The following is a 20,239-nucleotide window of genomic DNA, read 5'->3' on the forward strand; positions in this document are numbered from 1 at the left end:
CTGACGCCAGACTGGCCCCATGACCGCGCCCGAGCCGCAGCCCGTGACGACTCCCCTCACCCGTGCGGCGGTCTTCGTCGTGCTCACCCTGGAGCCCGGCGGAGAGGAGACGGTCCGCGAGGTGCTGGCCGACGCGCCCGGGATGTCGCGGGCGATCGGGTTCCGCAACGTCGAGGCCGCCCTCTCGTGCGTGGTCGGTGTCGGCAGCGCGGCGTACGACCGGGTCTTCGGTGGCACCCGGCCAGTGGGACTCCACCCGTTCGAGGAGATCCACGGGCCGCGGCACCACGCGCCGGCGACGCCCGGCGACCTGTTCTTCCACATCAAGGCCGAGCAGCAGGACCTCTGCTTCGAGCTCGCCTCCCGACTCACCCAGCGGCTGCGCGGGGCGGCGACCGTCGTCGACGAGGTGCACGGCTTCCGCTACTTCGACCGGCGTGACCTGCTCGGCTTCGTCGACGGCACCGAGAACCCCGTCGGCGTCTCCGTGGACCGGGCGCTGCTGGTCGGCGACGAGGACCCGGGGTTCGCGGGCGGGAGCTACGTGATCATCCAGAAGTACCTGCACGATCTCGACGCGTGGAACGCGATGACCGTCGAGCAGCAGGAGGCCGCGGTCGGCCGCGAGAAGCTCTCCGACATCGAGCTCCCCGACGACCAGAAGGCCGCCGGCGCCCACACCGCGCTCACCAGCATCGAGGACGACGACGGCACCGAGCTCCAGATCCTGCGCGACAACATGCCCTTCGGCAGCCTCGCCGGAGCTGCGGACGGCGGCAGCGAGTACGGCACCTACTTCATCGGCTACACCCGCGACCCCGGGGTGATCGAGCGGATGCTGCGCAACATGTTCCTCGGCGACCCGCCCGGCACCACCGACCGTCTGCTGGAGGTCTCCACCGCCACAACCGGCGCGCTCTTCTACGTGCCGACGGTCGACCAGCTCGAGGGCTGACCGCTACAACCCCCGTCGCACGGGTACCTCTCGCTCATGACGGAGCAGACGCCCGAGCCCGAGGTCACCGAGCCGACCCCTCGCCCGAAGGACCCGCTGCGCCGGTCGCGCACCAGCGGCGCCTGGACGGCGGTGATCATCGCAGCGGTACTGCTGGTGCTGCTGGTCACGTTCATCGCCCAGAACACCGACGACGTGCACATCTCCTTCCTCGGCTGGGACGGCACCGTTCCGCTGGCCGTGGCGCTGCTCATCGCCAGCGCGGCGGGCGTCGTGATCACCGCCGTGGTGGGCACGCTGCGCATCTGGCAGCTGCGCCGCCGGGTACGCCGCGACCGGACCTGAGGCCTGACTACAGTGGGACGTCCGCCTATCTCGGGGGACGTCATGTTGGTGCACCGCCGCCTGTCCGCTCTCTGCGCGGCCGCCATGGCCGCAGTGGCCGCATTGGCCGCAGTGGCCGCACCCGGTCCAGCCCGTGCAGACGATCCCGAGTGGGGCCCACTGCAGGAGGCGGGCGGCAGCACCCTCGCGGTCGCCCTGGCCGACGGGACCACCGCCCTGATCAGCGTCGGCGGTCCGGACGACGCGACCATCTACGACCAGCGCCGGACGGCAGCGGGCACCCTGGGCCCCGGCACCGAGGTCACCACCGTCGGCGACGCCGAGTCCTGCCGACCCGTCGAGGCCGTCACCGCACTGGCGAACGTCGCCGTCGCCGTGGAGTGCCAGGCCACGACCGGGCTCGAGGACCCTCCGACCAGGCTCGTCGAGCTGGTGTGGACCGGTGACGACGGCTGGGTCTCGCACGTGCAGCCCGAGGGCGAGCTGGGGTCGCTGGACTACTCGCCGCGCGGCCAGTACGTCGTCTTCACCAGCAACAGCCGGTACGGGCGTCCGCACCGCGTGACCAGCTACCACGCCGACCTCGGCTGGCGCGACCTCGAACGCCGCGAGCTCGGGTCGTCGGGAGGCGACCTCGTCGCCGCGATCAACGACGGAGGGAACCTGGTGGCCCTGCGCGGTGCCGGGTTCGAGGACGAGCCCGGCTACTGGTTCGGCGGCCGGCTCCGCATCGAGACCTACGACGACACGACAGGGCGGTGGACGCACCGGTTCACCCGCGCCTACCGCGACGGCGGCATCGACCCGTACGGCATCGACCTGGCCGCCGGGCGCATCCTGGCCACCGTGGTCCAGTCGCGCTCGACCGGCGAGGTCAACGGCCGGGCGGACCGGGTCGTCCTCCTGTCCGGCAGGCCCGGCTCCCCACGGTTCTGGTCGTCGCCCCGATGGAGCCGCCAGGTCCTGACCGCGTCCGCCGCGACCACTCGCTCGGGGCTCGGCGTCGCCGCCTGGCAGGCGGTCGGCGACCGGCGCACCGCCCGGCCGTGGTTCGCGACGTGGGCGCCGCACCGCGCGCGGCCCTCCGTGCACGACCTGAAGTGGCGCACCGATCTCACCGACGCCGCCGTCTTCGGGCGTGCGATGGACTTGTCGGTCAGCGCCAACGGGCACGGCGCCATCGCCTACGTTCGGCACCGACCCGGTGTCGACCACTCGACGGTCGCTGCCACGTCCTTCCGGCTGGGCCCCCACGGGGGACTGCGCCGCCAGATCGACGCGACCTGGCAGCAGCCGGTCACCACGACCCTCGACGTGACCGCGAGCACCACCTCGACCAGCGTCACGCTCGGCCGCATGGCGGGCCCGTTCTACCCGTCGCCGCTGACCCGGTACAGCCTCGGTCCGTGATCGGGTCAGCCGGTGTGGTGCACCTCCTGGAGGCCGTAGACGGGCGTGTCGATGCCCTCGAGCCGGGCCTTGAGCTGGAGCGCGAGGTAGAGCGAGTAGTGCCGTGACTGGTGCAGGTTGCCGCCGTGCATCCAGAGGTTCGGGACCTGGGTCGGCTTCCACATGTTCCGCTGCTCCCCCTCCCACGGACCGGGGTCCTTGGTGGTGTCGGAGCCGAGACCCCAGCACTTGCCGAGCCGGTCGGCGGTCTCCTGGTCGACGAGGTCGGCGACCCAGCCGTTCATCGAGTTGTAGCCCGTTGCGAACACCACCACGTCGGCCGGCAGCTCCGTGCCGTCCGCGAGGACGACGGCATCCTCGGTGAGCCGCTCGACCTGGCCGTGGGCCAGCTTGACGTCGCCGTTCGCGACGAGGTCGGCGGAGCCGACGTCGATGTAGTAGCCCGAGCCGCGCCGCAGGTACTTCATGAACAGCCCGGAGCCGTCGTCGCCCCAGTCGTGCCAGAAGCCGGCCTTCTCCAGCCGGTCGTAGAAGTCCTTGTCCCGCTCGGCCATCGCCTCGTACGCCGGGATCTGGAAGGTGTGCAGGATCCGGTAGGGCAGCGACGCGAAGATCATGTCCGCCTTCTCGGTGGTGACCCCCGCGGCCACCGCGCGCTCGGAGTACAGGTCACCGAGCCCGATGTCCATCAGCGAGTCGCTCCGCACGATGTGGGTCGAGGACCGCTGCACCATGGTGACGTCCGCGTCGTGCTCCCACAGCGCCCCGCAGATGTCGAAGCTCGAGTTGTTGCTGCCGATCACGACCGCCCGCTTCCCGGCGTACGCGTCGGGGCCCGGGTGCGCCGACGAGTGGTGCACGTCGCCGCAGAACACGTCGGCGCCGGGTACGTCGGGGATCCGCGGCTTGCCGGACATGCCGGTGGCGAAGACGAGCTGTTTGGGGCGCAGCGTCAGCGGCCTGCCCTCCCGCTCGACCTCGACCGTCCACTCCTGGGTCTCGTCGGACCAGGTCGCCGACTTCGCCTCGGTGGAGGACCAGTACGGCACCTCCATCACCTTGACGTAGCTCTCGAGCCAGTCGCCGATCTTGTCCTTGGGCGAGAACACCGGCCAGTTGTCGGGGAACTTGAGGTACGGGAGGTGGTCGTACCAGACCGGGTCGTGCAGGCAGAGCGACTTGTACCGACCGCGCCACTGGTCGCCGGGGTTCGGGTGCTTGTCGATCACCAGGCTGGGGACGCCGAGCTGGCGCAGCCGCGAGCCGAGCGCGATGCCGCCCTGCCCGCCGCCGACGACCAGCACGTAGGGCTGGACGGTGGAGCCGAGGCTCTCGGCCTCGGCCTGGCGCTTCTCCTTCCACGTCGTCCGCTGCTTGTCGGCACCGTGCTCGGCGCCCATCGGGCGGTGGGTGCCGCGCGGCTCCTCGTGGCCCTTGAGCTCGTAGAGCGCGGTGAGCAGCGTCCAGGCGCGGTCCTCGCCGTCCTCGGTCTGCAGGCGCAGCAGGCCGTTGCCGCGGCCGACGGCAGTCTCGAACGCGATCCACGCGGTGACGACCCCGTCGGTGTCGACCGGGGTCTCGGTCGTGGTGAAGGCGTACGGCGTGGCACTGTGCGCCGTCTGCGACACCAGGTCGGCCACCTGCTCGCGACCCTCGACGGTCTTGATGTTCCAGGTGAAGGCGATCAGGTCGCGCCAGTAGCACTCCTTCGTGAAGAGGTCCGCCACGGCGCGACCGTCCTCGGCCTGCAGCGCGAGCTCGAACCTCCCCAGCCACGCATCCACGCGGCCCTGCGGGCTGCTCGCGTCCTGGGCGGCGTCACGGTCGAGGGTCTGGGTCATGTCCGACCTCCTGGCGTCTCGGGATCCTGCGGCCGCGTGGCCGCGATCTCATGGAACGCCCGCCGGAGGAGCCGCGACAGCGTTGCAGCGTGTTGCAACGGGCGCCCGAGGGCCGCCGGACGGTCCGTGGCGCCTGTCACATCCCGCGCCTATCCTCGGGACGGAAGGAGTGCGCGGATGACGACCATGCGTCTGGCCCACGGCGCCGTGACTCCCGGCACCGACCTGTCGGTCCACGCCAGGGAGCTGCGCCGGGTGCACGACGCCGTGCTGTCGGGCGCCCGCCCCGCAAGCCCTCCCCGCGACCTCGTGCTCCGCTCCTGGCAGCGCGTCCTCGCCGTCGGCCTCGACGCCGCCGGTCGCAACCTGCGCGACCCGCTGCCGGTCGACGAGGTCGAGCGCCGCCGCCGCGAGTCGCCGATCTCGCTGGTCATCGACGAGCTGCGGCACGTGCTGACGTCGGTCGCCGACGCCTCGCTCTTCCTCATGGTCGTGACCGACGCCGAGGGCGTGGTGCTGTGGCGGGAGGGCTCGGCACGAGTACGCCGTACCGCCGACACGCTCGGCTTCGCGGAGGGTGCGGTCTGGACCGAGGCGAACGTCGGCACCAACGCCATCGGGACGGCGCTGGCGGAGCGCGCGCCGGTCGAGCTCTTCTCCGCGGAGCACTTCGAGCAGGCCCAGCACCCGTGGTACTGCAGCGCCTGGCCGATGCACGACCCGCGCACCGGCGAGCTGCTCGGCGTGGTCGACCTGAGCGGGCCGGCCCTCACCCTGCACCCGGCGATCCTGGTGCTGGTCGAGAGCGCCGTGCGGCTGGCCGAGGGCCGCCTGTCGGCGCTGCACGCCGACCACCTGGAGCGGATCCGGCGGTCCGCGGAGCCCGTGCTCGCCGGCATGAACGGCCCGCTGCTGGTCGTCGACGACCTCGGCTGGGTCGCCCACTCCCACGGCATCGCGCGCCGCGACCGCATCCAGGCGCCCCGGGCCGGCCACCCGGTCGCCGTACCCGGCCTGGGGCTGTGCCTGCCGGAGCGGCTCGGCGACGGCTGGCTCGTGTGGCCGGCGGCCACCGCGACCCCGGTGACAGCGACCCTCGACGTGGCCGCCGGGCTGCTCGAGGTCGACTCCGGCGACGACTCCTGGCGGGCGCCCCTGACCCGGCGCCACGCCGACCTGCTGCGGCTGGTGGCCGAGGCCGGCCCCGCGGGGACGACCGCGGCTGAGCTGAGCCACGCGATCTTCGGCGACGCCGAGCACCTGGTGACGGTGCGGGCGGAGATGTCCCGGCTGCGCAAGGCCGTGGGGGCCCTGGTGGACACCCAGCCCTACCGGGTGGCGGCCGGCGTCCGGCTCACCGTGCTCGGGTAGCGCCCGGCCACTGACGCATCCGGGCCATGGACGCGTCCGGCCCGGCGTGCTTCCCTGCCAAGGTGACGCAGCACCTCGACGTGGACTACCTCGTGGTCGGTGCCGGCGCGACGGGGATGGCCTTCACCGACGCGCTGATCGACCACGCCGACGTGCGCGTTGCCCTCGTCGACCGGCGGCACGCCGCCGGCGGGCACTGGCTCGAGGCCTACCCGTTCGTGCGGCTGCACCAGTCCTCGACGTTCTACGGCGTCGCGTCGACCCTGCTCGGCGGCGGACGCGTGCAGGCCCGGGGACCCGAGGCCGGGCTGCACGAGCGCGCCGACAAGGCCGCGATCTGCTCCTACTACTCCGAACTCGTCGACGACCGGATGGTCGCGTCGGAGCGCGTGCAGACCTTGTGGGGATGCGAGTACGTCGGGGACCGGACCGTCGTCTCCCGCATCTCGGGGCGGCGGTACGTCGTACCCGACCACTGCCGGATCGTCGACGCCCACTACCTCTCCCCGGACATCCCCGCCGAGTCGGGGCCGCGCTTCGCGGTCGGTGACGGGGCCAGGGTGGTGCCGGTCAACTTCCTGCCGCGCGTCGATTACGCCCCGGGCCGGTACGTCGTCGTCGGGTCGGGCAAGACCGCCACCGACGCCTGCATCTGGCTGCTCGCACAGGGGGTGGACCCCGACGCGATCACGTGGATCCGCCCGCGCGACCCGTGGATGCTGAACCGGGCGAAGATCCAGCCAGACCCCGAGGTGTTCTTCGGCATGGTGGCCGACCTGCTCGAGGCGTCGGCCGCATCCGCCTCGCTCGACGACCTCTTCCTCCGGCTCGAGGACGCCGACATCATGCTGCGGGTAGACCGGAGGGCGACACCGACGATGGCCAAGGCGCCCACCCTCGCCACGTGGGAGCTCGAGCAGCTGCGGAGCATCGAGCACGTCGTGCGCCTGGGGCACATCACCACGGTCGGCCGTGGCCGCCTCGACCTCGAGCGGGGCTCGGTCTCGATCCCCGGCGACGCCCTGGTCGTCGACTGCGCCGCCGACGGCCTCAAGCGCCCGCCGCGCATCCCGATCTGGCAGCCCGAGGTGATCACGGTGCAGCCGATCCGGGCCGGGTTCCCGTGCTTCGGCGCCGCGCTGGCCGGGTACGTCGAGGCGACCCGCTCCGACGACACCGAGAAGAACCGGCTGTGCCCGCCCTCGGCGTACGGCAACAGCCTCGGCGAGTGGGCGCTCATGAACGTGCTCGGGTTCCGCAACGGGGCGATGTTCGGCGCCGAGCCCGACATCAAGAAGTGGGCCGACGACGTCGCGCTCAACCCGGCCCGCGTCCCGCCCGGCCACGGTGGCTCGCGCGCGATCGACGAGGCGACCGGGCGGATCAACGACCTCGTCGGGCCCGGGGTCGCCCGGCTGGCCGAGCTCGCCGCGCTGGCCGGGGCCGACTGACGCCGCATTTCTTGGGTGTCCCGAGCAACAATGGACGCATGGTCGGTTTCCTCGTTGCGGGCTTGATCATCGGAGCACTGGCCCGGCTCTTCAAACCCGGCAAGCAGAACCTGGGCATCCTCGCGACCCTCGGGCTCGGCCTCGTCGGATCGCTCATCGGCGGCACCATCGCGTGGCTGATCGGCACCGGCAGCATCTGGGAGCTGAACATCCTGGGCTTCGTGCTCTCGGTGGTCGCGGCCGTGCTGCTGGTCGGCAGCGCCGAGGCGGTCACGGGCAAGAGCCGCACGAGCATCCGCTAAAACTCTTGCGGCCGCCGGGACATCGGCGGATCGTGGAGGGATGAAGACGCACGGGATCCCGGACGGCCTGCCGGTCCTCTCCCGGGGCAAGCACCGCACCCCACGCAAGGGCGCCTGCTTCATGGAGATGGCGTCGGTGCTCGCGAACGAGCCGTGGAGCGACCGCCCGCAGTGCACCCATCCGCTGCTCGCCCAGCTCGCCCGCCTCGTCAACGACCACACGAGTGACGCCCGACGGGGCGAGCTCATCGTGTTGATCCCCGACGTCGTCGGCGTCCGCGGCCACGGGCTCGACTGGGAGGCCGCCGTCACGGCGGCCGTGGCCTGCCGGGCGCTGCCCGACATCGCCGAGGAGTCCCAGCGCGCACTGGCCGCCGGGCTGATCCGCTGCGACGAGGTCGCGGCGGCACACGGCGAGCGGACGGTCGTCGACCGGGCCGCGATCCGCGAGGCCCTCGACCAGGTGCCGCTCGCCGCGAAGTGGGCGCGCACCTTCATCGACGGCACCGCGCCGATCAAGGCGAAGGGCTTCCAGAAGCACTCCGCGCCGGCCGTGATGCTCTGCGCCGTCCGGGGTACGGCGAAGGCCGCGGTCAGCGACCCGGACGCGCGGCTGCGCGACCTGCTGGTGACGGGCATCGAGGCCGCCCGGCGTCAGCCCGTCGTCATCGCCGCCCGCCCCCAGACCCAGTCCCAGCCCGACCCGGTCCGTCCCGAGCCTGCCCAGGGCCAGCGCTAGGCGCTCTCCTCCTCGAAGAACCCCTCGCGCACCGCCCGCACGAAGGTCGGCGCGAACTCGGCGCCGAGGTCGGTGAGGACGATCCGGTCACCCTCGACGCGCCACAGGTTGGCGTCGTGGAGGTGCGCCATCACGACGTCCAGCCGTCGCTGCCACTGCCGCTCCGGCCGCTCGCTCCACGACTCGGGCCGCTGCAGCATCCACCAGCTCCGGACCGCGGCCATGGAGACGGGGGCGTCGGGCGTGCCCGTCGGGATCAGGAGCAGCCCGGACAGCGGCTCGATCACCTCGCGACCGAGCCGGCGGCACAGCGCCAGGAGCAGTGCGTTCGCGAGCCCGACCCACTCCTCGTCGAGCCTCGGCGTGGCCGGGCTGCGCCGCGCGACCTTCGGGTCGACGTCGACCAGACCGGTGGAGACGCAGGCCGACCACAGCCGGTCCAGCGGCAGGCAGTCGCGGGCGCTGCGCCAGGAGTGCAGGGCGGCCTCGGCGCGGGCGGCGTCGTGCGCGGGCGGCGCGGCGAGCCCGGAGATGAGCGCCTCGAGCTCGCGCTCCCACGACCACAGGTTTAGGTCGCGGTAGGCCTCGCGCGCGACGGCCGGCCGCAGGTGTCCGCGCGCCGTCACCTCGCGGCCCTCGCCCACCCAGTCGGCGAGGGTGAGGCACGCGCTCACGAAGCCCGGTTCGCGCGCGACGTGGGCCGCATCCGCACGATCGGCGGGCGGGGCGGCCTCAGCAGGGGCCGGTGGGGCCGGCGCCGCGGGCGGGGCACTGCGTCCGACGTCGTTGTAGTCGCCGCTCTCGGCGAGCTCGATCAGGCCCGTCAGGTCGACCGGGCCGGCGGGCTCGGGTGGCGCCGGCGCCACGGGTTCCGCCACCACGGGGGCCGGCGCGGCGGGGACGCGGGCGGCCAGGGCGCACGCCTCCGCGAGGCGGGGCAGCAGCCGTCGCGCCTCCTTGCGCAGCCGCGACCGCCTCGCCGACCCGCGGCTCGTCTGCCGGGTGGCCCGCAGGAAGCTCCAGTACGTGTCCAAGGTGTCGCCGAGGTGTCCGGGGTCCGGCGGAGGCGGCCCGTGCCGCGGCCACGTCACCAGCACCAGCTGCTCGACGCTGTCGGCTGGCCACTCGTCGGGGCCCAGGCCGTCGTGCTCCGACCGCAGGTACAGGACCGTCGCGAGGAGCGCCGGGTCGAGGGGTCGAGACTTCTGCACGGCCCAGTCGTACGCCTGGCTGGTGAGCCGGTCGGCCTCGTTCACGCCCCGCAGGCTATCGGCCGCGCCGGAGCGGGACCTCCAGCCGGTCGGCGAGCTCGTCGTACGTCGTGCCGAACGTCTCGACCACGACCACCTCGTCACCGCCGACGTCGAAGACCGCGAGGTCGGTGTAGACGCGGGAGACGCAGCCGACGCCGGTCAGCGGGTAGGTGCACTCGGGCACCAGCTTGGCCGCGCCGTCCTTGGCGAAGAGCGTCATCATCACGAAGACCTGCTTGGCCCCGATCGCGAGGTCCATCGCCCCGCCGACGGCCGGGATCGCGTCCGGGGCGCCCGTGTGCCAGTTGGCGATGTCGCCCCCGGCGCTGACCTGGAACGCGCCGAGCACGCACACATCGAGGTGGCTGCCGCGCATCATGGCGAACGAGTCGGCGGAGTCGAAGTACGCCGCCCCCGGCGGCTCGATCACCGGGATCTTGCCGGCGTTGACGAGGTCCGGGTCGATCTCCTCGCCGACCGCGGCGCGGCCCATGTTGAGCATGCCGTTCTCGGTGTGCAGCACGACCCCGGAGCCGGCGTCGAGGTGGTCGGCGACCAGCGTCGGCTGGCCGATGCCGAGGTTGACGTAGGCGCCGTGCGGGATGTCCCGGGCGACACGGGCGGCCATCTCTCCCTTGGTGAGAATCACACCGCCACCACCCTGTCGACGTAGATCCCCGGCGTCGCCACGGTCTCGGGGTCGAGCTCGCCGATCTCGACGACCTCGCGGACCTGCACGATCGTCGTCGTCGCGGCGGTCGCCATCACGGGTCCGAAGTTGCGGGCGGTCTTGCGGTAGACGACGTTGCCCATCCGGTCGGCGCGGTGCGCGCCGACGAGGGCGACGTCGCCGCGGATGGGGTACTCCAGCACGTACGTCCGTCCGTCGATCTCCCGGGTCTCCTTGCCCTCGGCGAGCGGCGTGCCGACGCCCGTGGGGCAGTAGAACGCCCCGATTCCGGCGCCGGCGGCGCGCATCCGCTCGGCGAGGTTGCCCTGCGGCACCAGCTCCAGCTCGATCCGGCCCTCGCGGTAGAGCCCGTCGAACACGTAGGAGTCCGACTGCCGCGGGAACGAGCAGATGATCTTGCGCACCCGGCCCTCCGCCAGCAGGGCGGCCAGCCCGGTGTCGCCGTTGCCGGCGTTGTTGGAGACCACGGTGAGGTCGGTCGCGCCCTGCTCGATGAGCGCGTCCATGAGCTCGACGGGCATGCCGGCCAGCCCGAAGCCGCCGACCAGGACCGTCGACCCGTCCTCGATGCCCGCGACCGCCTCGGCGGCGGTCGCGCAGATGACCGGCCTCATGAGGAGACGTTCTCGAGCACGACGGCGAGCGCCTGCCCGACGCCGATGCAGATCGCGGCCACGCCGTACCGGTCCCCGGACTCCTGGAGCCGCGCGGCGAGGGTGCCGAGGATGCGTCCGCCGGACGCACCGAGCGGGTGGCCGATCGCGATGGCGCCGCCCTTGCCGTTCACGATCTCGGGGTCGATCTTCCAGGCGTCCACGCAGGCCAGGGACTGGACGGCGAACGCCTCGTTCAGCTCGACCGCACTCACGTCGTTCCACGTGATGCCGGCCCGGGCGAGCGCGCGGTCCGCGGCCTCGACGGGTGCGTAGCCGAACATCGGGGGCTCGACGGCGCTCACCCCGCGCCCGGCGATCCGGGCGAGCGGGTCGACGCCGATCGCGGCGTTCTCGGAGCCGAGCAGGACCGCGGAAGCCCCGTCGTTGAGCGGGGATGCGTTCCCGGCGGTGATGGTGCCATCGGGGCGGAACGACGGCTTCAGCACCGCGAGCTTCTCCGCGGACGAACCCGGCCGGATGCCCTCGTCGCGCGCGAGGTCGACGCCTTCCACGGGGACGACGAGGCCGTCGTAGAAGCCTGCCTCCCAGGCGGCGTGCGCGAGGTTGTGGGAGCGGGTGGCGAACTCGTCCTGCCGCTCGCGGGAGATCGAGAACCTCTCGCCGAGCACCTCGTTGGCCTCGCCGAGCGAGACCGTCCACTTCTCCGGCATGTTCGCGTTGACCAGGCGCCAGCCGAGCGTCGTCGAGACCGCGGTGACGTTGCCGGCGGGAAACGCCCGCGACGGCTTCGGCAGCACCCACGGCGCCCGGGTCATCGACTCGACGCCGCCGGTGAGCACGACGTCGGCGTCGCCGGACTCGATCGTGCGCGACCCGATGATCGCCGCGTCGAGCGACGAGCCGCACAGCCGGTTCACGGTCGTCGCGGGCACGCCGACCGGCAGCCCCGCCAGCAGCACGGCCATCCGGCCGACGTTGCGGTTGTCCTCGCCGGCCTGGTTGGCGCAGCCCCAGACGACGTCACCGATGCGCTCGTGGTCGAGGTCCGGCGTCTTCGCGAGCACCCCGCCGACCGCCGTCGCGGCCAGGTCGTCGGGCCGCACCTCGGCCAGGGCGCCGCCGAAGCGACCGAACGGCGTACGCGCGGCGGCGTACAGGAAGGCTCCGGTCATGCTCCCACCGTAGGCCGTGGCCCTTCATCGCCTCCAATACTGAATTCCGCTCGATTGATAAGTTGACGGCATGGAGCTGCGCCACCTGCGATCGTTCGAGGTGCTCGCCGAGGAGCGCCACTTCGGCCGGGCCGCCGGGCGCCTGCACATCGCGCAGCCGGCGCTCTCCCAGCAGGTCAAGCAGCTCGAGCGCGAGCTCGGCGTCGCGCTGTTCACGCGCACCACGCGCCGGGTCGAGCTCACCGAGGCCGGCCACCGGTTCGCGACCCACGCCCGGACGGTGCTGGCGGACGTCGACCGCGCGTCGTCCGACATGGCCCTGCTCGCGTCGGGCGCGGCCGGCCGGGTCTCGATCGGCTTCATCGGCACCGCGACGTACGACGTGCTGCCGCGGGTCGCCCGCGAGGTCCGCGCGTCCCTGCCCGACCTCGACCTCGAGCTGCGCGGGGAGCTGCTGTCGCCCGACCTGCTCACCGGCCTCCGGGACCGTACCTTCGACATCGCGCTGCTGCGGCCAGACCCGCTCAACCACGGGGATCTCGCCATCCGCTCGCTGCGCTCGGAGCGGCTCGTCGCCGTGCTGCCGACGGGCCACCCGCTCGCGCGCCGGCGCCGGATCTCGCTGTCGGCGCTGGCCGGCGAGACGTTCGTGATGCACCCCTCCGGACACCGCTCCTCGATGCACGACCGCGTGCGCGCCGCCTGCGAGGCCGCCGGCTTCTCCCCGGACCCGGTCATCGAGGTCGGCGAGACGGCGACCCTGGTCGTGTTCGTCGCGGCGGGGCTCGGCGTCGCGCTGGTGCCCGAGCCGGTGCGCTCGCTCGGCCTCGACGGCGTCTCCTACGTCGCGCTCACCGACGCGCCCACGATCGACCTCGCCCTCGCCACCCGGACCGACGACGACTCGCCCGCGGTCCGCCGGGTCGCGGAGGTCGTGGCCGGGCTGACGTCTCGCATGTAACGGGGTGTTGTGGCATCTGCTGCCCCGTCATACCGGGCCGGTAGATGCCACAACACCCCGTTACAGCTGATGATGGCGCTAGAGCAGGCCCTCCTCCCGCAGCACCTCCGACGCGACCCGGAAGGCGGTGTTGGCGTCGGGGACGCCGCAGTAGATCGCGGACTGGAGGATGACCTCCTTGATCTCGTCGACCGTGAGCCCGTTGCGCAGCGCGGCGCGCACGTGCATGGCGAGCTCCTCGTGGTGGCCGCGCGCGATGAGGGCGGTGAGCGTGATCATCGAGCGGGAGCGGCGGTCGAGACCGGGACGGGTCCAGATCTCGCCCCAGGCGTACGCCGTGATCAGCTCCTGGAAGTCGCGGGTGAAGTCGGTGGTGCCGGCGACGGCGCGGTCGACGTGTGCGTCGCCGAGCACCTCGCGCCGCACCCGCATCCCGTCGGGGACCGCGGGGTCGACCGCGGGTTCGACCGGGCTCCGCTCCCCCAGGAAGTGCGTCCTCAGCAGCCGCGCCACCTCCGCCGGCTGCTCGGCCGGGGCCAGGTGGGCGACGTCGGGCAGCTCGACGTACGTCCCGTCGCCGACGCCCACGGCGATCTCGCGCAGCTTGTCGGGCGGGGTCGCGACGTCCTCGGAGCCGGCCACCGCGAGCACCGGCGAGGTGATCCGGCCCAGCTGGTCACGGACGTCGAAGTCCGCGAGCGCACCGCACACCTGGACGTAGCCCTCGTCGACGGCGTCGGAGAGCGCGCGCAGGAGTGCGCCGCCCCGCTCGGGCTCGCGGTCGAGGAAGCCGGGGCCGAACCAGCGCTCGGCCGACGGGGTCACCATGACCGGCGTCCCCGACGCCCGGACGCTGGCGATCCGCTCGGTCCACATCTCCCGGGTGCCGATCTGCGCGCCGGTGCACAGCAGCGCGGCGGCGACGATCCGGTCGGGCGCGTCGAGCATCAGCTGCAGGCCGACCGCGCCGCCCACCGAGTCGCCGGCGTAGAAGAACGGGCCGCGCGGCTGGCCACGCTGGGTGAGCACCTCGTCGACCACGGCGAGCACGCCGGCGGCGAGCTCGGCGATCGTGAACGGCTCCTCGGGGACCGACCGGTTGTGGCCGTGCCCCGGCAGGTCCCAGGCGACGACGTCGAACTCGTCGGTCAGCTCACCTGCGCACGCCGACCACAGCGTGGTCGCCGACGTGCCGAGCGACGGGCCGAGCACCAGCAGGGGCAGGGCAGCGCGGTCACGCGCCCCGGTCAGCCGGACGACGGTGATGCCTGGGGTCACGAGCGCTCCTTCGCGCGGGCGACGACCTCGTCGACGTACGCCGTCGCGTCGCCGAGGTACGTCGCCGCCGGGTGGTCGGTCATGCTGCGCTGCTCGGCGAGCACGGCGTCGCCCGCCTCGGCCAGCGTCGCAGCCATCCGGTCGGCGTGCACCTGCAGGCCGTCGAGCAGGTCCGCGGTCTGCGAGGCCGCGACCAGCGTGCGGCGCACCAGGTCGCGCAGCGTCGCCCACTCGGCGTGCCAGCCGCCGTCGGCGCGGTCGTCGACCTGCTGGGCGGCGGCGAGGTGCAGCGTCGCCGCGAGCTGCGGCGTCGTCAGCGCGGCCCGCCGCACCAGCACCGACAGCGTCGGGTTGGCCTTGTTCGGCATGGTCGAGGAACCGCCAGCGGCGCCCTCCGACAGCTCGCCGATCTCCGGGCGCGACATCGTGACGACGTCGTTCGCGATCCGGGCGCAGGCGTCGGTGCACCCGGCGAGCGCGTCGCCGATGCGGGTGACCGGGGCGCGGGTGGTGTGCCAGCGCGCCACCGCATCGGGCAGCGGCCGGCCGAGCTCGACCATCGCCGCGCGGGTGCCGGCGGCGCCGCCGAGCTGCTCGGGGAAGGTGAGCCGGTCGAGGTCGTCGCACGCGTCGAGCACCGCCGTCAGCCAGGCCGCGACCCGGAAGCCGAACGTGGTCGGCACGGCGTGCTGGGTCAGCGTCCGGGCCACCATCGGCGTCTCGCGGTGCTCCACGGCGAGGGCGGCGAGGCGGCGTACGACCGAGCGCAGGTCGCGCCGCAGCGTCTCGACCGCCGACGCCGCCATCCGCATCAGGGCGGAGTCGACGACGTCCTGGCTGGTGAGACCCCGGTGCACGTCGGGGGCGTGCTCCCGGAGCAGCGCGACCAACGGGATGACCGGGTTGCCGCCCCGGCCCGCCGCGTCCGCGAGGTCTTCCGCGTCGACGAGCACCCCCAGGTCCCTGCCGAGCCAGGCCTCCTCGACGGCGAGCATCGCGCCGACGAAGTCCTCCGCGGTGAAGTGGGACCCGGCGCGCTCGTCGCCGGGCCAGAACAGGTCCGCCATGGGGTCAGTCTTGCGCGTACGACAGGAAGACCGTCTCGTTCTCGCCCTGGAGCCGGATGTCGAAGACGAAGCCGCGGTCGTCGGGCTCGGCGATCAGCGTCTGGCGCCGCTCCGCCGGCACGCCCCTGAGCAGGTCGTCGCCGGCGCCGGGCAGGTAGGCGCGGGTGAACAGCCGGTGCAGCAGCCCCCGCGCGAACACCGTGAGCAGGAAGTGCGGCGCGGCGCCGCTTGGACGCAGCGTCGAGAATCGGTAGCGACCGGTGCGGTCGGTCGGCGTGCGACCGAAGCCCGTGAACGTGAAGCCGTCGCGGTGCAGCGAGCCCGGCACCTGCGGCACGGCCCCGTCGGGTCCGGTCTGCCAGAGCTCGATCAGCGCGTCGGGCACCGGCTCGCCGGCGCCGTCGAGCACCCGGCCGTGCAGCCGGATCGCGTCCGGGCGCGTGGGCGGCACCAGCTCCGCACCGCCGGCGTACGGCAGGGCGTAGTGGAAGAACGGGCCGACGGTCTGGCCGGGCGTGGGCACGAGGCTCGTCACTGGTCCTCCTCGAACGCGGTGCGGCGGCTGCCGGTCAGGACGATGTCCCAGCGGTAGCCGAGGCTCCACTCGTGCTGGGTGAGGTCGTGGTCGTACGTCGCGACGAGCCGGTCGCGCGCCGCCGGGTCGACGATCGCCTGGTAGATCGGGTCGAGCGCGAAGAGCGGGTCGCCCGGGAAGTACATCTGGGTGACCAGCCGCTGTGTGAACTCCGTGCCGAACAGCGAGAAGTGGATGTGCGCCGGCCGCCAGGCGTTGTGGTGGTTGCGCCACGGGTAGGGCCCCGGCTTGATCGTCGTGAACCGGTAGCAGCCGTCCGCGTCGGTGAGGCAACGACCCATGCCGGTGAAGTTCGGGTCGAGCGCGGCCGGGTGCTGGTCGCGCTGGTGGATGTAGCGACCCCCGGCGTTCGCCTGCCAGATCTCGACGAGCTGGTGCCGCACCGGGCGCCCGTCGCCATCGGTGACCCGGCCGGCGACCGTCATCCGCTCACCGATCGGCTCGCCGCGGTGCTGGATGGTGAGGTCGGCCTCGAACGGATCGATGTCCTGCTGCCCGAAGACCGGTGCCCAGAGCTCGATGCCCTCGGGGTCCGCCTGGTGCGGCGCCTTGGTCGGGTGGCGCAGCAGGCTCGAGCGGTACGGCGGGTAGACGAGCCGCACCTCGGTCTCGACTCGACCCGAGGACTCGTACTGCTTCGCGATCGCCCCGATCTCGCCGGTGATGTCGGCCTGGCTGGTCTCGGTCACGCCGCGACCGTAGGTGCCGTCCCACCCGCTGGCGACACCCGGATTCCGTTGAGTGGAAGACTGCCGCCATGGCCGGCAACTCCTCAGCACCCGGCGCCACCGTCACCTCCCGGGCGCTGGCCCTGCTCGGCGCGTTCGACGACCGGCACCGCCGGCTCACGCTGACCCAGCTCGCGGAGCGCGCCGGCCTGCCCGCCCCCACCGCGCACCGATTGGTCGGCGAGCTGGTCGCCTGGGGAGCGCTCGCCCGCGTCGACGGCTGCTACGTCGTCGGCCGGCGGATCTGGGACCTCGGCTTGCTCGCCCCGGTGCAGTCCGACCTGCGCGCGCTGGCCTCGCCGTACCTCCACGACCTCTACGGCGCCACCCTCGCGACCGTGCACCTCGCGGTGCGCGACGGCACCGAGGTGCTCTACCTCGACCGGCTCGCCGGCCACGCCTCGGTGCCGGTGGTGAGCAGCGTCGGGTCGCGGCTCCCGCTGCACGCGACCGGGGTCGGCAAGGTGCTGCTCGCGCACGCGCCGCCCGAGGTCCAGCGCGCCGTGCTCGCCGACCTGCCGCGGCTCACGGCGTACACGATCACCCAGCCGGGCCTGCTGGGCCGCCAGCTCGCGCGCATCCTGCGCGAGGACCACGCGACGACCTCGGAGGAGATGAGCCTCGGCGCCTGCTCGATCGCGGTCCCGATCCGGCGCGGCCCCGACGTCGTCGCCGCCCTCGGCATCGTCGTGCCGTCGCTCAAGGACCGGGCCCGGCTCGCCGGCGCGCTGCAGGTGGCGGCCCGCGGCATCGGGCGCTCCCTCGCCTGACGCCTTCCGGCCAGCGGAAGGCGACGCGGCCCCCCCGCCGCGGACCGGCAAGACTGCGACTCATGCGCACCCAGGTCGCCATCATCGGCGCCGGCCCCTCCGGGCTGCTCCTCTCCCACCTGCTCGCCGCCGACGGCGTCGAGTCCGTGGTGCTGGAGACCCGGTCGGAGGAGTACGTCGCGAGCCGGATCCGCGCGGGCATCCTCGAGCAGTCCACCGTCGACCTGCTGCGCTCGGCCGGGCTCGGCGACCGGCTCGACCGGGAGGCCGACCCGCACCGCGGCATCCACCTGCAGTGGCCCGGTGAGCGCCACCACCTCGACTTCGTCGACCTGACCGGCCGCCAGGTCTACGTCTACGGCCAGACCGAGGTGCAGAAGGACCTCGTGGCGGCCGCCCACGCCCGCGGGCAGCACGTCGCCTACGAGATCGACGACACCGCGCTGCACGATCTCGAGACGACCCGGCCGTCGGTCACCTTCACCGACCGGGACGGCACCCACCAGCGGCTCGCGGCCGACGTGGTCGTGGGCTGCGACGGGTCGTTCGGGCCGTCTCGGGCGGCCGTGCCCGACGACGTACGACGGACGTGGGATCGGACGTACGACTACTCGTGGCTCGGCATCCTCGCGGACGTCGCGCCCTCGACCGACGAGCTCATCTACGCGTGGCACCCGGACGGGTTCGCGCTGCACTCGATGCGGTCTGCGACCGTCTCGCGGTTCTACCTCCAGGTGCCCAACGACACCCCGGTGGAGGAGTGGTCGGACGACCGGATCTGGGACGGCCTCGCGGCGCGGCTCGGGCACGGCCAGGACGGATGGGAGCTGGCGACCGGACCGATCACCGACAAGAGCGTGCTCCCGATGCGGTCGCACGTCACGCAGCCCCTGCGCCACGGCCGTCTCTTCCTCGCCGGCGACGCCGCCCACATCGTGCCGCCGACCGGAGCGAAGGGGCTCAACCTCGCGGTCGCCGACGTCGCGCTCCTCGCCCCGGCGCTGGGTGCACTGCTCCGCGGCGAGCCCGGTCTCGCGGACGCCTACTCCGACACCGCGCTGCGCCGGGTCTGGCGCTGCACCCACTTCTCGTGGTGGATGACGACGATGCTGCACACGACCGGCGACCCGTTCGACCGGCAGCTCCAGCTCTCGCAGCTCCGCTGGGTGACGTCGAGCGAAGCCGCTGCCACCGGGCTGGCCGAGAACTACGCGGGCCTGCCGATCGGGCTCTGATCACAGGATTTCCACAGCCGAACCACGGGGAAACCCGCAGGTTCGCCCGGTCGACTGGGACCATGACCTCTTCCGACTCGGGCGCCTCGACCCCGCCGCCGCCGTACAACCCCTACTTCACGACCCCCACGACGCCGCCGCCGTCCGGGCCCCCGACCGAGTCGCTCCCGAGCATGGAGCCCGAGCCGCCGACCCGGAGCCGGTGGACGTGGCGGTCGACGCTCGCCGGCGCGGTCGCCGGCGGCGTGGTCGCCGCGTCCGTCGCCGTCCCGGTGACCTGGGCGTTCGCCGACCGCGAGTCCACGCCGGCCGCCGCGGACACCCCGTCGATCACCGTCCCGCAGCGCCCGGACGTCGAAGGCGGTACCGCGCCCGACGTTCCCGACGAGCTTCCTGACGACCTGCCCGGCGGCATGCCCGACGAGTGGCCCGGCAGCACCAGCGACCAGTCCGGCAACTGGTCCGACGCCACGGCCGACCAGTCGGAGGGGGTCGTGCTCATCGACACCACGACGACCTCCGGCGAGGCCGCCGGCACCGGCCTGGTGCTCGACTCCTCCGGCCTGGTGCTCACCAACTACCACGTCGTCGAGGGCTCGACCGAGGTCACGGTCACGATCGCCTCCACCGGCGACACCTACGAGGCGACGGTCCTCGGCCACGACCAGGAGGCCGACATCGCGCTGCTCCAGCTCGACGACGCGTCCGGCCTCGCGACGGTGTCGGTCGACGACGACGACCCGGCGGTCTCCGACGACGTCACCGCGGTCGGCAACGCCCAGGGCCAGGGCTTCCTCTCCGCCTCGCCCGGCAGCGTCGTCGCGCTCGACCAGTCCATCGACACCCAGGACCAGGGCATGGTCGAGGGCGAGCACCTCACCGGCCTCATCCAGACCGACGCGTACGTCGTGGGCGGCTTCTCCGGCGGCGCCCTCCTCGACGACGAGGGCGAGGTCGTCGGCGTGACGACGGCCGCGTCGAACGGTGCGGCCGAGAGCTACGCCGTCCCGATCGACGACGCCCTCGAGGTCGCGGAGCAGATCGAGGACGGGAACGAGTCCGACGAGGTCCAGGTCGGGCCGTCGGCCTACCTCGGCATCACGATCACCGACTCCTCCGCCGGCGTGCAGGTCGGGCAGGTCGAGGCCGGGGGCGCCGCAGCCGACGCCGGCATCGAGGCAGGCGCGCTCATCACCGGCATCGGCGACACCGCGATCACGTCGTACGACGTGCTGCGGACCGCGCTCGCGGCGTACGAGCCCGGCGACGAGATCACGCTGCGCTGGACCGACACGGCCGGCGCCAGCCACGAGGCGACGGCAGAGCTGGGCTCCTCTCCGGTCAACTGAATGTGATCTAGACCACATGAGCCTGATCACAACCTTCTGGCTCCGGCGTCGTTGCTGGGGGTACGAGTCGCGGGCCCAGAGTCCGCGGCCTGCAGCCCTAGGGAGAGTC

At 73.2% G+C, this 20,239-nt stretch carries 20 protein-coding genes and 1 pseudogene; 11 read left to right on the forward strand and 10 right to left on the reverse strand.

The window, feature by feature from the left end; all coding sequences use genetic code 11:
• Positions 1-19: 19 nt before the first annotated feature.
• From ACFQQI_RS23150 to ACFQQI_RS23160, 3 genes are read left to right on the forward strand one after another with little or no spacing between them, the layout of a single operon-like run.
• Entirely contained in the window at positions 20-955 is a 936-nt protein-coding gene (locus ACFQQI_RS23150) for a Dyp-type peroxidase (protein WP_378568961.1), read from the forward strand.
• Between the two features lie 36 nt (positions 956-991).
• Positions 992-1,300: a lipopolysaccharide assembly protein LapA domain-containing protein gene (locus tag ACFQQI_RS23155; protein WP_378568962.1), complete on the forward strand. Its 309-nt coding sequence runs from the start codon at positions 992-994 to the stop codon at positions 1,298-1,300.
• A 42-nt stretch (positions 1,301-1,342) separates the two neighbouring features.
• A complete protein-coding gene (locus tag ACFQQI_RS23160) occupies positions 1,343-2,710 on the forward strand; it encodes a hypothetical protein (protein ID WP_378568963.1) in 1,368 nt (455 codons plus the stop codon).
• Positions 2,711-2,715: 5 nt separating this feature from the next.
• On the opposite strand, the gene ACFQQI_RS23165 is transcribed toward ACFQQI_RS23160, so the two are convergent.
• Positions 2,716-4,551 (reverse strand): NAD(P)-binding domain-containing protein, encoded by a 1,836-nt coding sequence (locus ACFQQI_RS23165; protein ID WP_378568964.1) that lies wholly within the window; start codon positions 4,549-4,551, stop codon positions 2,716-2,718.
• Positions 4,552-4,728: 177 nt separating this feature from the next.
• On the opposite strand from ACFQQI_RS23165, the gene ACFQQI_RS23170 reads away from it, so the two are divergent.
• The 4 genes from ACFQQI_RS23170 to ACFQQI_RS23185 all read left to right on the forward strand — a co-directional run bounded on the left by ACFQQI_RS23170 (position 4,729) and on the right by ACFQQI_RS23185 (position 8,414).
• Complete coding sequence (locus ACFQQI_RS23170; RefSeq protein ID WP_378568965.1) at positions 4,729-5,922, forward strand: GAF domain-containing protein; 1,194 nt, start codon at positions 4,729-4,731, stop codon at positions 5,920-5,922.
• Positions 5,923-5,984: 62 nt separating this feature from the next.
• Positions 5,985-7,373, forward strand: coding sequence for an NAD(P)-binding protein (locus tag ACFQQI_RS23175; RefSeq protein WP_378568966.1), 1,389 nt, complete (start codon positions 5,985-5,987; stop codon positions 7,371-7,373).
• Positions 7,374-7,411: 38 nt separating this feature from the next.
• Positions 7,412-7,675 carry a GlsB/YeaQ/YmgE family stress response membrane protein gene (locus ACFQQI_RS23180; protein ID WP_378568967.1) on the forward strand — a complete coding sequence of 88 codons (264 nt, stop codon included), beginning with the start codon at positions 7,412-7,414 and terminating at the stop codon, positions 7,673-7,675.
• 40 nt (positions 7,676-7,715) lie between these two features.
• Positions 7,716-8,414 (forward strand): hypothetical protein, encoded by a 699-nt coding sequence (locus ACFQQI_RS23185; protein ID WP_378568968.1) that lies wholly within the window; start codon positions 7,716-7,718, stop codon positions 8,412-8,414.
• On the opposite strand, the gene ACFQQI_RS23190 is transcribed toward ACFQQI_RS23185, so the two are convergent.
• From ACFQQI_RS23190 to ACFQQI_RS23205, 4 genes are read right to left on the reverse strand one after another with little or no spacing between them, the layout of a single operon-like run.
• On the reverse strand, positions 8,411-9,670 hold the full coding sequence (locus ACFQQI_RS23190; protein WP_378568969.1) for a hypothetical protein: 1,260 nt from the start codon (positions 9,668-9,670) through the stop codon (positions 8,411-8,413). The two genes, ACFQQI_RS23185 and ACFQQI_RS23190, sit on opposite strands and share 4 nt — an antisense overlap.
• 10 nt (positions 9,671-9,680) lie before the next feature.
• Positions 9,681-10,295 (reverse strand): 3-oxoacid CoA-transferase subunit B, encoded by a 615-nt coding sequence (locus ACFQQI_RS23195; protein WP_378568970.1) that lies wholly within the window; start codon positions 10,293-10,295, stop codon positions 9,681-9,683.
• 17 nt (positions 10,296-10,312) lie between these two features.
• Positions 10,313-10,972 (reverse strand): 3-oxoacid CoA-transferase subunit A, encoded by a 660-nt coding sequence (locus ACFQQI_RS23200; protein WP_378568971.1) that lies wholly within the window; start codon positions 10,970-10,972, stop codon positions 10,313-10,315.
• A complete protein-coding gene (locus tag ACFQQI_RS23205; protein ID WP_378568972.1) occupies positions 10,969-12,147 on the reverse strand; it encodes a thiolase family protein in 1,179 nt (392 codons plus the stop codon). The genes ACFQQI_RS23200 and ACFQQI_RS23205 overlap by 4 nt, the downstream gene beginning before the upstream one ends.
• Positions 12,148-12,217: 70 nt before the next feature.
• Here ACFQQI_RS23205 and ACFQQI_RS23210 point away from each other — a divergent pair, with 70 nt between their 5' ends.
• Entirely contained in the window at positions 12,218-13,108 is an 891-nt protein-coding gene (locus tag ACFQQI_RS23210; protein ID WP_378568973.1) for a LysR family transcriptional regulator, read from the forward strand.
• 78 nt (positions 13,109-13,186) lie between these two features.
• Here the strand turns inward: ACFQQI_RS23210 and pcaC are convergent, their stop codons facing one another.
• From pcaC to pcaH, 5 genes and pseudogenes are all read right to left on the reverse strand, one after another.
• Positions 13,187-13,540, reverse strand: a complete 354-nt coding sequence (gene pcaC / locus ACFQQI_RS23215) for a 4-carboxymuconolactone decarboxylase (protein ID WP_378569058.1) — start codon at positions 13,538-13,540, stop codon at positions 13,187-13,189.
• A gap of 459 nt (positions 13,541-13,999) precedes the next feature.
• A pseudogene (locus ACFQQI_RS23220) lies at positions 14,000-14,386 on the reverse strand (alpha/beta fold hydrolase); the annotation flags it as partial.
• Positions 14,383-15,453: a lyase family protein gene (locus tag ACFQQI_RS23225; RefSeq protein ID WP_378568974.1), complete on the reverse strand. Its 1,071-nt coding sequence runs from the start codon at positions 15,451-15,453 to the stop codon at positions 14,383-14,385. The pseudogene ACFQQI_RS23220 and the gene ACFQQI_RS23225, both read right to left, overlap by 4 nt.
• Before the next feature lie 4 nt (positions 15,454-15,457).
• Entirely contained in the window at positions 15,458-15,988 is a 531-nt protein-coding gene (pcaG, locus tag ACFQQI_RS23230) for a protocatechuate 3,4-dioxygenase subunit alpha (RefSeq protein ID WP_378568975.1), read from the reverse strand.
• Positions 15,985-16,737 (reverse strand): protocatechuate 3,4-dioxygenase subunit beta, encoded by a 753-nt coding sequence (gene pcaH, locus ACFQQI_RS23235; protein ID WP_378568976.1) that lies wholly within the window; start codon positions 16,735-16,737, stop codon positions 15,985-15,987. Before pcaH ends, pcaG begins: the two co-directional genes overlap by 4 nt.
• A gap of 68 nt (positions 16,738-16,805) precedes the next feature.
• Here pcaH and ACFQQI_RS23240 point away from each other — a divergent pair, with 68 nt between their 5' ends.
• The 3 genes from ACFQQI_RS23240 to ACFQQI_RS23250 all read left to right on the forward strand — a co-directional run bounded on the left by ACFQQI_RS23240 (position 16,806) and on the right by ACFQQI_RS23250 (position 20,130).
• A complete protein-coding gene (locus ACFQQI_RS23240; RefSeq protein WP_378568977.1) occupies positions 16,806-17,546 on the forward strand; it encodes an IclR family transcriptional regulator in 741 nt (246 codons plus the stop codon).
• A gap of 62 nt (positions 17,547-17,608) precedes the next feature.
• The gene (locus ACFQQI_RS23245; RefSeq protein WP_378568978.1) at positions 17,609-18,781 is read left to right on the forward strand and encodes a 4-hydroxybenzoate 3-monooxygenase; all 1,173 of its coding nucleotides are present in this window, start codon (positions 17,609-17,611) and stop codon (positions 18,779-18,781) included.
• 62 nt (positions 18,782-18,843) lie between these two features.
• Positions 18,844-20,130, forward strand: coding sequence for a S1C family serine protease (locus tag ACFQQI_RS23250; RefSeq protein ID WP_378568979.1), 1,287 nt, complete (start codon positions 18,844-18,846; stop codon positions 20,128-20,130).
• Positions 20,131-20,239 lie beyond the last annotated feature (109 nt).

It is taken from the genome of Nocardioides sp. GCM10030259 (assembly GCF_042666375.1).
GTDB lineage: Bacteria > Actinomycetota > Actinomycetes > Propionibacteriales > Nocardioidaceae > Nocardioides.